Genomic DNA, 15,256 nt, shown 5'->3' with positions numbered 1-15,256 from the left:
CGGGGCTGCTAGTCTTACCCCGGTGCACCTGAAATCGCTGACTCTCAAGGGATTTAAATCCTTCGCGTCCGCGACCACGCTGAAGTTTGAGCCGGGTATCTGTGCCGTCGTTGGCCCGAACGGCTCGGGTAAATCCAACGTGGTCGACGCCCTGACGTGGGTAATGGGGGAGCAGGGCGCGAAGAATCTGCGCGGCGGAAAGATGGAAGACGTCATCTTCGCCGGCGCTGGGGATCGCAAGCCGTTGGGTCGCGCAGAGGTCACCCTGACCATCGACAACTCCGATGGCAAGCTCCCGATCGACTACACCGAGGTCTCAATCACGCGCCGCATGTTCCGCGATGGCGCCAGTGAGTACGAGATCAACGGGGCCAAGGCGCGCCTCATGGACATTCAGGAGCTGCTCAGCGACTCCGGAATTGGCCGCGAGATGCACATCATCGTGGGCCAGAACAAGCTGGGTGACATTCTTACCTCTCGTCCGGAGGAGCGCCGAGCCTACATCGAAGAGGCCGCGGGCGTGCTGAAACACCGCCGCCGCAAGGAAAAGGCGCAACGCAAGCTCCAGTCCATGCAGGTCAACCTCGACCGCCTGCAGGACCTCAACGATGAGCTGAAGAAGCAGCTGGGGCCACTTGGCCGACAAGCAGAGGCCGCTAAGCGCGCAGCTACTGTGCAGGCCGACCTGCGCGATGCCCGCCTCAAACTCGCCGGTGACACCCTGGTGACCGTTCGCACCCAGCGAGACCAGGCCGCCCAGGCTGCGGAGGTGGCCGCCGCTCAGGCCGAGGCCGCGAGCGAACGCGCTGAGGAGCTTGCCGAGGCACAGCGTGAAATCGAGGCAGAACTGGCAGAGCTAGAGCCCCAGGTCCAGGCGGCCGGTGACATCTTCTTTCGCGTTTCGACGCTCTCGGAACGCCTAAGCGCTACGCTGCGCGTGGCACGTGAGCGTGCCTCCAGCGCCGGGCAGGTCACTGCCTACATGGGGCAGGATCCGGACGAACTGCTCGCCCGTGCCGAGCAGGCAGATGAGTACCTGGCCGAGCTGACGGAGGCCGCTGAGGAGGCCGCTGAGCAGCTGGAGAACGTGCGCGAGGAGCTCGCGGAGCGCCAGCAGGCCTTCGACGAGGCCGAAGCCGAACACCGCGCCCAGGTAAGAGCCTTGGCGGATCGCCGGGAAGGTGTAGTGCGCCTCATCGCCGCCGAGGAGTCCCTGGCCAGCCGGGTAACGGCGGCAGAGGAGGAGATCGTACGTCAAGAGGAGGTGCTGGCAGAGACCCGGGAACGCACCCGGGCCGCACGCAAGGAAGCCAGCGAAGCGTCCGAGGCTGCCGCCAATCTGCGTTCTGAACGCGCCCCCCTGGATGACGCGCACGTGCGCGCTGCTGCCGAGGCAGCGGCCGCGGAAAAGCGCCTCGAGCAGGTTCAGGATCAGCAGCGAGAACGTGAGCGTGTGGTCTACTCTTTGCGCTCGCGCATCGACACCTTGCGGGAAAACGCACCGAGCCAACCCGCCGGGGAGGTCCTAGGCGATGGTTTTGCCTCGTTGGCTGACAAGATCACGCCGCAAGATGCCTCCGTGGCCCCGGCCCTGGCTGCTGCCCTGGGCAACTTCTCCCAGGCAGTCGTAGGACCATTGGAAGACGAGCTAGTTGCGCGACTGGCGGACGCCTCTCGCGTGGCCGTCGTGGACGCACGTGCCCAGCAGAGCCAGCCGTGGCGGATGGAAAGCAAGCTTCCAGACGGCGCACGCTGGTTGCTCGATGTGGTCACAGTTGCTCCCGAAGTGCAGGCTCCCTTGAACCGCTTGCTGAGCGATGTGGTCTTCGCCGAGGACTTCGGGGCAGCCAACACGGTGGTGAACGACGACCCTCGCCTGCGGGCAGTCACTCGAGATGGCGTCTTGGTGGGTGAGGGTTGGATCGTTGCCGGCACGGCTGGAACCAGCGCAGTGGAATCGACGGCTGCCATCGCCCAAGCGGAAGAGGACCTCGAGCATGCAGCCGCTGAGCTCGAGGAGCTGGCAGGCACGGTGGCGGGTGCCCGCCAGGCGGCCGAGGAGGCCCGGGTTGCCGCCGCTCGTGCTACGAGCGCGCTGCGCGAACACGACGCGACCCTGCACGCTGCCGAGAAGGAAGCCGAGCGTCTTGGCTCGCTGGTCAAGACGAACAAGAACGAACACGAGAGAGCCGCCGAGCGCGCGACTCAGGCCCAGGCGCGTCTGGGGCAGCTACGTCAAGAACTCGATGAGGCCCGCGACCGTCTCGCTCGCGCCGGTGACACGGACGACATCGAAGAGGCCTCCACCGAACAGCGCGATGAGGCCGCCCAGGCAGTGACCGCAATTCGTTCCATGGAGATGGAAGCGCATATGGCGCTGCGTTCCGCCCAGGACAAGGTCGGGGCGCAAGCTGGTAAGGGGGATAGCCTGCGGCGACAGGCCGAGCATGAGCGCCAGGCCAAGGCTCGCCATGACCGGGCGATGGCGGCGCGTCGTCACGCCGGAGAGGTCGCTCGCGTCGTGGCGGAAGCCGCTGCTGAAGTGGCGGAGCGTACCGCCGTTGCCGTAGAGCGCGCTGTGGAAAAGCGCGATGCTATCCAAGGCGAACGCGCCCAGGCCCAAGCCCGGGCGCAGCAGGTCAAGAGCGAGGCGTCCGCGGCCCAGCACCAGCTGTCTCGCCTTACCCAGCAGGCGCATCAGGCCGAGATTGCGTTGTCGGAGGCGCAGGTGCGCGCCGATGAGGCGGAAGCAAAGCTCACCGAACAGCTCGGATTGCCCGTCGAGGAGCTGCTGCGCGATTACCAACCGGATGAAGACTTCGATCGCGCCGCCGAGACAGCTCGCCTCAAGCGGGCCGAGCGCGACCTGCGCTCTCTGGGCAAGGTCAACCCGCTTGCGCTCGAGGAGTACACCGCGCTGCAGGAGCGGTACGAGTATCTGGCCACCCAGCTGCACGACGTGATCCAGGCTAGGGAGGATCTGCAAGGAGTTATCCGGGACGTCGATGATCGCATCCTGCAGCTGTTCACTCAGGCTTGGAAGGACGTCGAGGCCGAGTTCCCGGCCGTCTTTGACATCCTTTTCCCCGGCGGAGAAGGCAGGCTGGTGCTCACCGATCCGGACGACATCCTCACCACCGGCATCGAGGTGGAGGCGCGTCCCCCGGGCAAGAAGGTCAAGCGACTATCGCTGCTGTCGGGTGGTGAGAAGTCTCTGACTGCGCTGGCGCTGCTGGTAGCGATCTTCCGCGCGCGCCCGAGCCCGTTCTACGTCATGGACGAGGTGGAGGCGGCGCTTGACGACGTCAACCTGCGCCGACTCATCGCCTTGTTCAAGCAGCTGCGCAAAGACTCACAGCTGATCGTGATTACCCACCAAAAGCCCACCATGGACGTGGCCAACGTGCTGTACGGCGTGACCATGCAGGGCGATGGCGTGACCAAGGTTTTGTCCCAACGCATGTCCCCAGCCGAGGACTAGCCCGCTGCTAGTCTCGGTACCGCGTGCAAACAATGTGTTCAACAAGGAGTTTTGTCATTCATGAGTGCGTCTAGCCCGTTCGCGGATCCCACTGATTCTCTTCTAGGGTGGGCCTCCCAGACCGAGCTTTCTTTGGCCGGGGATATCGACGCACATCCCTGGTTTGTCACCGCCGGCTACACACTGGACCAACTCGAGCGCATCGAGCGACTATTCGGACTCTTCCTGGTGCGCCAGGTGGCAGCGGGTGCGAATCTTTCTGAGCTGTTCGCGGTCACCCCGGCTCTGACCAGCGTTTCGCTCATCTCCCGCGCCGCTCGGCTGGCCGATTCGCGCCAGCTCAACGCCGAGTACTTGGCCGGGTTGGGCTTGCAGCCAACTGAGGCGAACCAGCAGGTCGTTGCCGAGCAAGGCAGAGCAGCCCTACAGGCTGTGTCCCTCGAGCACGGTGACTCCTCAGCTGACATGGCTACTGTCGCCGCCCTCCATGCAGGCATTACCGCGGCAGAGGTGGATGAGCTTCTCACCTTTTTGGACGCTAACGATGCTCCCGCTGAAGAGCAGGTTGAGCTCATCGCTTCCGGTGAGGCGGGCGAGGGGATGGAGGATGAACGGGCCCTGATGCTTACCTCGCAGGTCGCTCAGCTCGACCCGGAGCGGCTGGGCAGTCTGGTAATGGGCATCAACGCGCTGCGCGAATTCTCGCAGCAGCATCCCACCTCGTGGCTGGATCGCGACTTTTCGCACCTGCCTCACCGCCTGCCCCGGCTGGTGGAGGAAGCTGTCGTTGCTGAGCTTCGCGAGCGACCAGTGGGTACCGAGGATCGCTCCAGCGCTGTTGGTGTGGCCGTGCGCGAGCTGCGCCCCCGGCTGATCTTCGATTCCCGGCGCGGACGCGTGTGCCTGCGACTGCCCGAGCAGCGGGTGGGCTCTGCCATGGGGGCGGATCCCAACGCGCCAGAGGTGTCGTGGCGAGTCAGCATGGCCGGCACAACCCGGGTGTATCGCACGGGACGCCCCTGGGGCGAGCCCACGTACGCCGAGGCCCTCGACGTTTCGCTGCCTCGCCAGGTGCGGGAGCTCACCGTCAGCGATGTGACTAACTCGATCACGTGGGACGTTCCCGTGGTCAATCCGGATGATCCGGTGCTTATCTTCTCTGCGGCTGGTCACAACGTTACGGACAAAGCGTCGTTGCACCACTCCGAGCTGATCGTGGTCGCACCGAGCGATGCCTCGCTCATTTGTGCCGTGAGCTCCAAGAAGCTGCCGGTTCTTGAGGAGATGCCGGTTGCCGGGTGGACCGGATGGAGCGCGCGCCGGGTTGATGCCTCGCGGGCGGCGAGCCTACAGGTGTTGCGCGAAGGTGATGCGCCTAGCGCATTGCAGCAGCTGCGTTCGATCGATCCTCGGCAGCGTCCCCGTTTTGTGCACCCGGGCCAGCCCGTGCCGAATGTGCTCACGCATACGCACCTCCCGGTCCACTCCGAGTCGTTGGTCGCTCAGTTCCCGCCGACCCTGTCGGGCACCGACGAGCTCTGGCAGCTATCCATTTCCGCTTACAGCGGTGTCGGCGAGACGGCGGAAGAGATCGCCGAACCGGAGCCGCTGGAGGTACCGGCCCAGGGCGGCGACTTTGTCGTCTTTGACCCGGAAGCCTACGACGCGCCCTGGGTGGGCGAGTATCTCGTGCGCCTGAAGGGACCGCGCAATGAGTCTTTCCGGCACCGCTATGCCATCGTCGAGGGGATGCAGGCGTCGACGCATATCGACGGCCCCTCCAGCGGACAGCGCATCCCCTCAGCGGGTGGTCTCTCTCGCGCAGAACTGACTGTGCGACCGGGGGAGAAGGACTTTGAAGTCACTCCGCGACACATTGACGTCGATCCCCTGGATGCCAGTGCTGACTTCACCGTGGGTACTGATGAGGGCGACGTCTTGCCGTTGCGGTTTACGCCTCCGGCCCTGCAGTTTGAGCTGGGTGTTCGGCAGTATCCGCCCATGTGGCGTACCAGTCGGGTGCAGCTCCAACCGCATTCTCTTGACCCCGACGGCAGCGTTCGCGTGCGCACTCCCGGCGTGATTAAGGACGCAGCCATTTCCGTGCGCAACCAGCACGGAACCCCGGTGGCCACGGTCAAGCTCAAGCCGGAGGACTCGGTGACCTATTCGGCCCCGTTGAAGGCCATCACCAAGTATGCCTCGGTCATGGCCACCGGCCGGATGGAGCTGGAGTGGATCGATCAGTACGCCTCGAAGAGGGCGTCGTTCACTCTGGCCACCTTCACCTCGCAGCCCAAGGCTACGGGCGCGCGGATTGAAGGCGGCCAGCTCGTGCTCGAAGGCTTCGACGATTCCCAGCACAGTGGCGCCTGGCTGTGGCCGGCCACCGCTCCCTGGGCGATGGGCCGCACCCTGGCGACGGTGGAGGAGATCACTCCGCTACCGCAAGACCTGGTCAACGCCGGTGACCTCATCGTGCAGTTGCACTCGGCCGATCGTTTCAGCGTGCTGCGCCCGCCACTGAAGCCGCATTCTTCGTCACTGGTTGCCGAGCAGCCCGGTTACCTGGAATCGCAAAACGACGACCTGGCACACCTGTCGGCCTTTGTCGCCGGTGAGCTCGAGGGCACGCCGTCGGCACGCTCCGTGCTGCCGGTGATCTGGGATCACTTTGGTTCCACGCCGCGTGAGCGCACGGTCGCCCAGCAAGTGTTCCAGGCGCAACCTGCTGCTGCTCTCACTGGCTTGTCCAACTCGCTGGTGGCAGCACAGCGCCAACCAGGCCGAATGATCGCCACCGGGTTGGTCAACGTTCCCTTCCGGGGCGCAGGCGAGGAGGACCTGGCGGACTCCCGTGCGCCGTGGGTGACTGGCTTGCTCTTGCTGGGTCGGATGGCCGAGACGATTGAGTCGGAGGCAGGCGCTGGTGAGTTGAAGTCGATCATGGCCGAGATCACGCAGTCCGTGGGCAAGAACTTGTCGTCGACACTGCTCACGGGACGGGACTCCACCCTGGATACCGCCTGCATTGACGCCTCGACCGTGCGCATCTCGCACATGGATCCTGCGCAGCAGGAGCAGCTGATCTCGATGTTCTTCTCCTCCACGGAGATCGTTCCTGGCGAGTTGATGGACGATGGCTCGCGGTTGATGGCCGTCTTTGAGACGTACAAGAAGCGAGAGTTGCTTAATCACATCGTGGCAGACGAAGGCTTGATCAAGTCTGCCGTGAAGCTGCTGCGTGCCCTGAATTCCAAGAACAAGGCGTTGTACGCTGCGGCCCGCGTGCGTTTTGACAAGCTGGATGGCGTCAACACCGAGGACCCGCAGAATGCCTGGTCGTTGGCTCCGGTGATTTCGTTGGTGTTCGCGCTTGCTGCGCGCATGCACGCCCACGGGATGATGGGCAAGTCCGCGACCTTGGACGCCGCAGCTGACGGCTGGTCGCAGTTGGCAAACGAGTGCCCGGACCTGGTTATCGGCGACATTCTGTCCGCTGACGCCATGGTTCTGGCCGCAGCGAGCGCAGCGCGCCGCTAGAACGTGACACTATGGGAGGCATGATGACGATCGATAACGTATGGATGTGGGTCGCGCTCGCGCTGGTGGCGGTACTCGTCGTCGTGGGCGTGGTCTCGGCGATTGCGGCTAAACGACGTCGCGATAAGACCGTTAGCTTCGAAGAAAAGCACGAGCCGAAGGAGCTTACGCGCGAGGAGAAGTCCGGCAATTACCAGGCTGCTGGCGACTTCGCCTTTGGTACGGCAACCCTCAGCGATGCTGACAAGGATCGTCTGCTGCGCGAGGACGCCAAGCTTGACCAGACCCCGCCTCGCGAGCAGGCCGTGGCGCCGGCTCCGGAGCCGGTAGCAGAGCCGGCAGATGTGGTTGAGCCGGAGCCTGCGCTCGAACCCAAGGAAGAGAGCGTCCAGGAGGAGGTTTACGCTCCGGAAGCGGAGAGCGTCGAGAAGCCTGCGGTCCCCGCTGAGCCCACTGAGCCCACCGAGCCCGCCGAGCCCGCCGAGCCCTCCGTGGAAGCCGAGGACATCGAGCCGGCAGCTGGGCGTTTGGGCAAACTGCGTGGGCGCCTTTCTCGTTCGCAGAACGCGATTGGCCAGGGTCTGCTGGGCATTCTGACCGCAGGTGAGCTCGACGAGGACGCCTGGGAGGAGATCGAGGACACGCTCATCATGGCTGACCTCGGTGCCCCGGTGACCGAGCGAGTGATCAACGAATTGCGGGCCAAGATCGCAGAACGCGGTGTGAACTCCGAGGCAGAGGCGCGCGCGATGCTGCGTGAGACCCTCATTGAGGTCGGCCGCCCGGAGCTGGACCGTTCCATTAAGGCGATGCCCGTTGACGGCAAGCCGGCGGTTGTTTTGGTGGTGGGTGTGAACGGCACGGGCAAGACCACCACGACCGGCAAGCTTGCCCGCGTGCTGGTCTCCATGGGACATTCCGTGGTCCTCGGTGCCGCCGATACCTTCCGAGCCGCTGCGGCCGACCAGCTGGAGACTTGGGGACGTCGCGTGGGTGCAAGCACCGTGCGCGGTGCCGAGGGCGCAGACCCGGCCTCGGTTGCCTTCGACGCAGTGTCTAAGGGTGTGGAGCTTGGTGCCGATGTGGTGCTGGTGGATACGGCAGGGCGTCTGCATACCTCGCACGGACTGATGGACCAGCTGGGCAAGGTCAAGCGTGTGGTGGAGAAGAAGTCTCACGTCGATGAGGTTCTGCTCGTTATCGATGCCACGGTGGGGCAGAACGGCTTGATGCAGGCCCGCGTCTTCCGGGACGTTGTTGATATCACTGGTGTTGTGCTGACCAAGCTCGATGGCACCGCCAAGGGCGGGATCGTGTTCCAGGTGCAGGAGGAACTGGGGGTTCCGGTCAAGCTGGTGGGTCTGGGTGAAGGCGCAGATCATCTCGCTCCCTTTGAGGTGGAGAGCTTCGTGGATGCTCTGCTTGGCTCCAAGTAACTCGGGCCACATGGAGGCGTCGCTGTGAGGCGGCGCCTTTTTCTATGCCAAAAAGGTGTACCCGACTTATCTATTGCCCTATAGTTAAGAAACTATAGACCGATAGATAAAGAGAGGGTGTGACGAGATGGAGATCGAAAACACTGTGGCTAGCAACGGTGATGCTGCATGGGTGCTGATGTCGGCATCGCTGGTCTTGCTGATGACTCCGGCGCTGGCGCTGTTCTACGGAGGAATGAGTTCGCGCAAACACACTCTTAACATGATGATGATGAGTTTTGCGGCACTCGGGGTGGTGACCATTACCTACATCCTGTGGGGGTGGTCAATGTCGTACGGTTCCCACTCGATCGCGGGCGTGGTAGCAAACCCCTTCGAATACTTCGGGTTGCGCAACCAGATCGTCGATGAGGCTGGCAACTACGTGCAGGGGGACAACACGTACCCCTTGGCCATTGACGTCGCATTCCAGCTGACGTTTGCCGCAATCTCCACGGCGATCATCTCGGGCTCGCTGGCGGGTCGAGTGAAGTTTTCCGCCTGGGTCGCCTTCTGTGCCCTTTGGGTAACCCTCGTCTACTACCCGCTTGCCCACATGGTGTGGGGCGGGGGTCTGCTCTCGGGCTCGGCGACGTCACTATCTGCGTGGCTGTTTGGCACCGCTGACGACGCGGCCCGAATTGAGCCAATCGACTTCGCTGGCGGCACAGTCGTGCACATTTCGGCAGGTACCGCAGCGCTCGTGCTGGCGATCGTGGTGGGCAAGCGTCAGGGATTTGGCACGAGCGTGACGCGTCCCCACAACATTCCCGTGGTGATGCTGGGCGCCGCACTGCTGTGGTTCGGTTGGTTCGGATTCAATGCGGGGTCGGCCTTCGCTGCCGATGGCCTTGCTGGGGTGGCCTGGTTGAATACGACCGCGGCCGCAGCCTCGGCGATGTTGGCATGGCTAGTCGTTGAGATCTTCCGCGATTCTCGTCCCACCTCCCTGGGAGCGGCATCGGGACTCGTGGCCGGCTTGGTGGCAGTCACTCCTGCTGCCGGAGCTCTCATGCCACTGGAATCGATCATCTTGGGTGCGGTCGGTGGTGCTCTCGCCTGCGTTGCAGTGGGGCTTAAACTCCGGGTGGGCATCGACGATTCGCTTGACGTGGTGGGCGTGCACCTCGTAGCGGGTCTGTGGGGAACGATCGGTCTGGCGTTCTTTGCGCCCGACGCCGGCCTGCAGCTGCTGATCGTGCAGGCAGTGATCGCCCTGGTGGCAATGGCCTTCTCCGCAGTGGTGACCGGTGGGATCGCGCTGGCTATCAAGGCAGTGCTTGGGTGGCGTATTTCGGAGGAAGATGAGTTCTCTGGAATCGATTACGCGCAGCACCGCGAGAGCGCCTACGACGTGTTTCCCGCGAACTAGCCTGGGACTAAACTAAAGCCTCACAACGACTGGAGGAACACCAATGAAGATGATCACCGCCGTGGTAAAGCCCTTCACCTTGACTGGCGTGCGTGAGCAGCTCGCCGAGATGGACGTACACGGCATGACTGTGACGGAGACCCAAGGATTCGGGCAGCAGAAGGGTCACTCGGAGGTGTACCGGGGTGCCGAGTACGCCACGGATTTCGTGCCCAAGGTCAAGGTGGAAGTTGTTGTTCCCGACGAGCTGGTCGACGACGTCTGCGAGGGCATCGCTCGCGCGGCCTACACCGGCAAGATCGGTGACGGAAAGATCTGGGTCACTCCGGTCGAACGCGTCATCCGTGTGCGCACGGGTGAGCGCGACAATGACGCCCTCTAAACCAACACAGCTGCGCAGGCAGGCGCTCGAGCGCGCCACAGAGATCGTCGCTCACCTCAACCTGCCTGCCGGTACGTCTCTGGCGGCCACCGGTTCCTTTGCTCGCGAGGAGATGACCCCTCACTCCGATCTGGACCTGATCCTCCTGTGCCCCGAGGCGGTCGTGGTAGATGAGTCGTTGTGGTACCCCGTCTGGGACTCGCCGCTGCGTCTGGATGCCTCGATTCGCACTCCCGAAGAATGCGCCGCGATGGTCACTCAGGATGATCGCGCCGCCTTGGCACTGCTGGAGCTCACGCACATCAGTGGCGACGAGCTACTGACGGATCAGGCTCGCAGCGGCGTCTTAAACGCTTTTCGACGCACGCTGCCCGGGCGTTTCGACGAGTTCGCCTCCACCGCTGTGGCTCGGTGGCATCGTTCTGGCTCGCTCGTCACCATGACCAGGCCTGACCTCAAGCACGGGCGAGGGGGCCTACGTGACCTGGAACTGCTGAATGCCTTGGCGCTGGGAAACCTCACGGATGCCCCTGACTTGAAGGAGCAGCGCCGGCTGCTGGCGGACATCCGAGTACTGCTGCATCATGCGGCTCGACGCTCGCGCGACATCCTCGATCCCGAGTTCGCGGCTGATATTGCGCTCGAGCTGGGATTTGCGGACCGGCACGCGCTGTTCTCAGCTCTGGTAAGCGCGGCCACCGAGGTGGACAACGCCGTGACCCGAGCATTGGATAACGCGCGTAGCCTGTCCCGGCGTCGCATTCGGCGCGGTACCAGTATTCCCTTGGCGCTCGACGTCGTGGACAGGGACGGTTACGTCAGCCTCAGCCGCACCCCCAACCTGGCTGACCCGGCGCTGTTGACTCGTGCTGCCGCTGCGGCTGCGCGGTACGGCCTCCCGTTCCACCCGACCACCCTGTCCGCGATGCGTGGCCTGCCGGAATTCCCGGATCGTCTCCCGGCAGCAGCTGCTCGCGACGTATTTGCCCTGCTCGCATCGGCCGAACACAGCCCGCGGGTGATCAACGAGCTCGACCGGGAAGGCCTATGGTCGCGCATCATCCCAGAATGGGATTCCGTTCGGGGGCGCATGCCGGCCGAGCCCAGCCATATCCACACGATTGATCAGCATTCGCTTGTTACGGTCGCGGGCTGCGCCGCCAAGCGCACTGAGGTGGCACGCCCAGATCTTCTCCTGCTGACTGCGCTCTACCACGACCTGGGCAAGGGGCAGGACCGACCGCACGAAGAGGTGGGCGCGGAGATGGTGGCCGGCGCAGCTCGACGCCTGGGGCTCAATCTGCTGGATACCGAGCGCGTAGTCACCAGCGTGCGCGAACACACCACACTGGCCAAGCTGGCGGCGCGGCACGATCCCTACTCGGACGAGGCACTGACTCAGTTCCTGTCGGCGTGCAAGTACGACTCACTCACCGTGGAGCTTTTGAGCACGCTTTCGCTTGTCGACGCCGCCTCCACCGGACCAGGCGTGCTCACCCGGTCGTTGGCGCACGCAGTACACGTTTTGGGGGAGCGCGCCCGGGCGGCGCTGTCGCCGACCACGTTTGCCGCGCCGTCGATAAGCGCACCCGAGCCCCTAGGCATCCGTCGCGGGGAGGCAGGGCACCTGACGGTGTACTGGCAGGGGGCGCACCATAAGGATGTGCATCGCCTGATTGCGGTGTTCATCGCAAAGGCGTGGGAGCTGAACTCCCTGCGCATGAAGCGAACAGATAGCGGCGTGATCGCAGAGTGTGATGTCATGCCCACGACTCAAACGCTGGAGCAAGCTCTGGATGCACCCGCGCTGGTCCAGTCGTACAAGTCCAAGGTGCATACGGGCTTTCCGCAGCCCCAGCCCGGGGCGTGCGTGGTGCGCTGGCATCTACCACGGGTGTTGGAGGTGCGTACCGATGACCGTCGGGCAGTCATCGGCGCCGTGCTCAACGCCGTGGAAAACCCAGAGTGGGTCACTGCGTCGTCACCGGGTGGGACGTCGGTGATTCGGCTGTCTTTTGCTGACGACGTCGACCGCACCCAGGTGGAGCGTAATGTGACCAGCGCACTTGGTTCGCGCTAGTCTAGTGGGGTTAAACGCTAGAACTGACCCTTTTTACAGAACGCGAGGAACTACGCGACGTGTTTGAGTCACTGTCCGATCGCTTGACAAATGCGCTCACCGGCCTGCGCGGAAAAGGCAAGCTCACGGAGGCAGACATCAATGCCACTGCCCGTGAGATCCGTCTAGCCCTTCTCGAGGCCGACGTCTCCCTGCCGGTTGTGCGCGGTTTCATTGCCCGCATCAAGGAGCGCGCGAACGGCGCAGAGGTTTCTGCGGCGCTTAACCCTGCACAGCAGGTTGTCAAGATCGTCAACGAGGAACTTAAGGCGATCCTCGGTGGCGAGACGCGTCGCCTCAACCTGGCCAAGAACCCGCCGACCGTGATCATGCTGGCGGGTCTGCAGGGTGCTGGTAAGACGACGCTGGCCGGAAAGCTGGCCAAGCACCTGGCTGGTCAGGGGCACACCCCGATGTTGGTGGCGTGTGACCTGCAGCGTCCGGGTGCAGTTCAGCAGCTGCAGATCGTCGGTGAGCGGGCAGAGGTGCCTACCTTTGCTCCCGATCCGGGCACGTCCCTGGATTCCCACGCGCACGAGATGGGCACCTCCCACGGCGACCCGGTTGATGTTGCCCGGCGTGGTATCGCCGAGGCGAAGCGCACGCAGCACGATGTGGTCATCATCGATACCGCTGGTCGCTTGGGCATCGACGAGGAGCTGATGACCCAGGCGCGCAACATCCGCGATGCCGTGAACCCAGATGAAGTTCTGTTCGTCATCGACTCGATGATTGGTCAGGACGCGGTGAGCACCGCCCAGGCCTTCGCCGACGGCGTGGACTTCACCGGTGTGGTGTTGACCAAGCTGGATGGCGATGCCCGTGGTGGTGCTGCGCTCTCCATCCGCGAGGTCACCGGCAAGCCCATTCTGTTCGCCTCTACGGGTGAGAAGCTCAAGGACTTCGACGTCTTCCACCCGGAGCGCATGGCCAGCCGCATCCTCGGCATGGGTGACGTGCTCAGCCTGATCGAGCAGGCCGAGTCCGTCATGGACCAGGAGAAGGCGGAGGCTGCCGCCAAGAAGCTCGGCAGCGGAGAGCTCACGCTCAACGACTTCCTCGACCAGCTGCTCATGATCCGACGCATGGGTCCGATCGGCAATCTGCTCAAGATGCTTCCCGGCGGCAAGCAGATGAATCAGATGGCCGAGATGGTGGATGAGAAGCAGATCGACCGCATCCAGGCCATCATCCGCGGCATGACGCCGGCGGAGCGCGAGAACCCGAAGATCCTCAACGCCTCGCGTCGCAAGCGCATCGCCCTTGGTTCGGGTGTGGACGTTTCGGACGTCAACCAGCTAGTCGAGCGCTTCTTCGAGGCCAAGAAGATGATGTCCAAGATGGCTGGGCAGATGGGCATGGGCGGCATGCAGCGCTCGGCTACCAAGAAGAAGCCCAAAGGGCGCAAGGGGAAGAACGGCAAGCGTAAGCCGGTGAAGAACCGCCCGCAGCAGCCGAGCATGCCGGGCATGCCTGGAATGCCGGATATGGCGCAGCTACAGAAGATGGCGCAGCAGGGGCAGCAGCCTCAGGCACAGCCGCAGATGCCCAAGGGCATGGAGGACATTGACCTCAATAACCTCGACTTCAACGAGGCTATGAACCGACTGCGCGGGAAGAAGTAGGAACCGCGAAGCTGTAGACCACATATGCCAGGAGGATGAGCAATCCTGCTGGCGTATAAAAGTCTGAAGGCATGTTCGGGATCACCAACAAGGTGGCAAACGGTGCGAGCGTAGCGACGGCCGCGAGCACGGACGCTGCGCCCACTGCCTGACGCTGCCACCACGCGTGGGCGCGGCGTCCCAGCTGTGCGTTGACGCCCAGCAGAATGGCAAAGCCCAAGGGCAGAACCCAGACCCAGTGGTGGAACCAGGAAAACGGGGAGATCAGGCAAGCGCCGATACCGGCAAAGCACATCGCCAGGGTATTGTTCTCGCGCTTGACCGCGCGGTAGATAGCCACACACACCAAAGCGAAAGTCGCCAGTACCGCCAGGCCCCACACGGCAGAAGAGTCCAGGTCGAAGAAGCGAATCAGAACGGACTTGAGAGACTGCGCACCGGGGTTGAGGTGCTCGCCGACGCGCGAGGAGTCGAACATGGCATCCAGCCAGAAGTCCTTGGCGTCACGAATACCCCAGAATCCGATGGCCACAGTGATAAAGAACGTCACGATCGATCCGACGGCCGCCCACCAACGACGCTGGATGAGCAGCACCAGGCCCATGAAGGCCGGGGTCAGTTTGATGCCCGCTGCCAGGCCGATGCCAACACCGGGAAGTCGCAGCCGCCGGGGGATAAGGTCTAGCGCTACCAGCCCCATGAGGAATACGTTGATCTGGCCGAAGAAGAAAGTTCCAGACAGCGGTTCAGTCCCGGCGAGGCACAGGGTGAATAGCAGGGCAATGGCAATGCCAACGGGCCCTACGCGAAATCCCCGTTCCCGCAACACCATAAGCAAGACGGCCAGGACAACCAGGGCAATAGCTCCATGCCAAACGCTGACCAGGGCGTAATCATTGAGTCCGGCTAGCCCCTGGAAGAGCACGCCGGAAAACGGCGGGTAGGTAAAGGGGAGGTCGTAGATATACGGAGCGTCATACAGTAGGCCTCCGTTGCTGACCTCTGTGCCTGCTTTTTGGTAAATGGCGAGATCGATGGGGACGACCCAGGTCAGTGGTGTCTTCTCCTCGGCGACGAGGTAGCACCAGACGACGAATGCACCGAGTGCGGCAAGCAAGAGGGAAATGGTCCCTGCGCCCACTAGACGTGGACGAAATGCAGTGGTGCCTGCTTCTTGCACGAAAAATCTCCTCATCAAATCCACCGGGTCAGAATCAATGTAATTTACTGGCAACTACTTCCAGTCCTCGCCACGCCCC

The 15,256-nt window shown here is 63.5% G+C and carries 8 protein-coding genes; 7 read left to right on the top strand and 1 reads right to left on the bottom strand.

Translation table 11 applies throughout. The annotated features are described in order from the left end of the window. Positions 1-22 precede the first annotated feature (22 nt). The 7 genes from smc to ffh all read left to right on the top strand — a co-directional run bounded on the left by smc (position 23) and on the right by ffh (position 13,997). Positions 23-3,481: a chromosome segregation protein SMC gene (gene smc, locus FHE74_RS02915; protein WP_139465000.1), complete on the top strand. Its 3,459-nt coding sequence runs from the start codon at positions 23-25 to the stop codon at positions 3,479-3,481. Between the two features lie 60 nt (positions 3,482-3,541). After that, on the top strand, positions 3,542-7,024 hold the full coding sequence (locus FHE74_RS02910; protein ID WP_139464999.1) for a hypothetical protein: 3,483 nt from the start codon (positions 3,542-3,544) through the stop codon (positions 7,022-7,024). Between the two features lie 20 nt (positions 7,025-7,044). After that, positions 7,045-8,460 (top strand): signal recognition particle-docking protein FtsY, encoded by a 1,416-nt coding sequence (ftsY, locus tag FHE74_RS02905; RefSeq protein ID WP_425456319.1) that lies wholly within the window; start codon positions 7,045-7,047, stop codon positions 8,458-8,460. 127 nt (positions 8,461-8,587) lie between these two features. Further along, positions 8,588-9,871: an ammonium transporter gene (locus FHE74_RS02900; protein WP_139464997.1), complete on the top strand. Its 1,284-nt coding sequence runs from the start codon at positions 8,588-8,590 to the stop codon at positions 9,869-9,871. Positions 9,872-9,914: 43 nt separating this feature from the next. Next, positions 9,915-10,253: a P-II family nitrogen regulator gene (locus tag FHE74_RS02895; RefSeq protein WP_139464996.1), complete on the top strand. Its 339-nt coding sequence runs from the start codon at positions 9,915-9,917 to the stop codon at positions 10,251-10,253. Then, on the top strand, positions 10,240-12,333 hold the full coding sequence (locus FHE74_RS02890) for a [protein-PII] uridylyltransferase (protein ID WP_139464995.1): 2,094 nt from the start codon (positions 10,240-10,242) through the stop codon (positions 12,331-12,333). Before FHE74_RS02895 ends, FHE74_RS02890 begins: the two co-directional genes overlap by 14 nt. 59 nt (positions 12,334-12,392) lie before the next feature. Continuing rightward, the gene (gene ffh / locus FHE74_RS02885; protein ID WP_139464994.1) at positions 12,393-13,997 is read left to right on the top strand and encodes a signal recognition particle protein; all 1,605 of its coding nucleotides are present in this window, start codon (positions 12,393-12,395) and stop codon (positions 13,995-13,997) included. On the opposite strand, the gene FHE74_RS02880 is transcribed toward ffh, so the two are convergent. Next, the gene (locus FHE74_RS02880; RefSeq protein WP_180339661.1) at positions 13,969-15,177 is read right to left on the bottom strand and encodes a glycosyltransferase 87 family protein; all 1,209 of its coding nucleotides are present in this window, start codon (positions 15,175-15,177) and stop codon (positions 13,969-13,971) included. The two genes, ffh and FHE74_RS02880, sit on opposite strands and share 29 nt — an antisense overlap. Positions 15,178-15,256: the final 79 nt, after the last annotated feature.

The sequence above is a fragment of the Corynebacterium tapiri genome, from assembly GCF_006334925.1.
In the GTDB taxonomy this organism is placed as follows: domain Bacteria; phylum Actinomycetota; class Actinomycetes; order Mycobacteriales; family Mycobacteriaceae; genus Corynebacterium; species Corynebacterium tapiri.
The sequence above is the reverse complement of the archived record's forward strand: the minus strand, read 5'-3'. Positions and strand labels throughout refer to the sequence as shown.

Bases quoted from the DNA above. Each gene is read 5' to 3' on its own strand.
- FHE74_RS02910 (WP_139464999.1), top strand. From the start codon at position 3,542: ATGAGTGCGTCTAGCCCGTTCGCGGATCCCACTGATTCTCTTCTAGGG.
- ftsY (WP_425456319.1), top strand. From the start codon at position 7,045: ATGATGACGATCGATAACGTATGGATGTGGGTCGCGCTCGCGCTGGTG.
- FHE74_RS02900 (WP_139464997.1), top strand. From the start codon at position 8,588: ATGGAGATCGAAAACACTGTGGCTAGCAACGGTGATGCTGCATGGGTG.
- FHE74_RS02895 (WP_139464996.1), top strand. From the start codon at position 9,915: ATGAAGATGATCACCGCCGTGGTAAAGCCCTTCACCTTGACTGGCGTG.
- FHE74_RS02890 (WP_139464995.1), top strand. From the start codon at position 10,240: ATGACGCCCTCTAAACCAACACAGCTGCGCAGGCAGGCGCTCGAGCGC.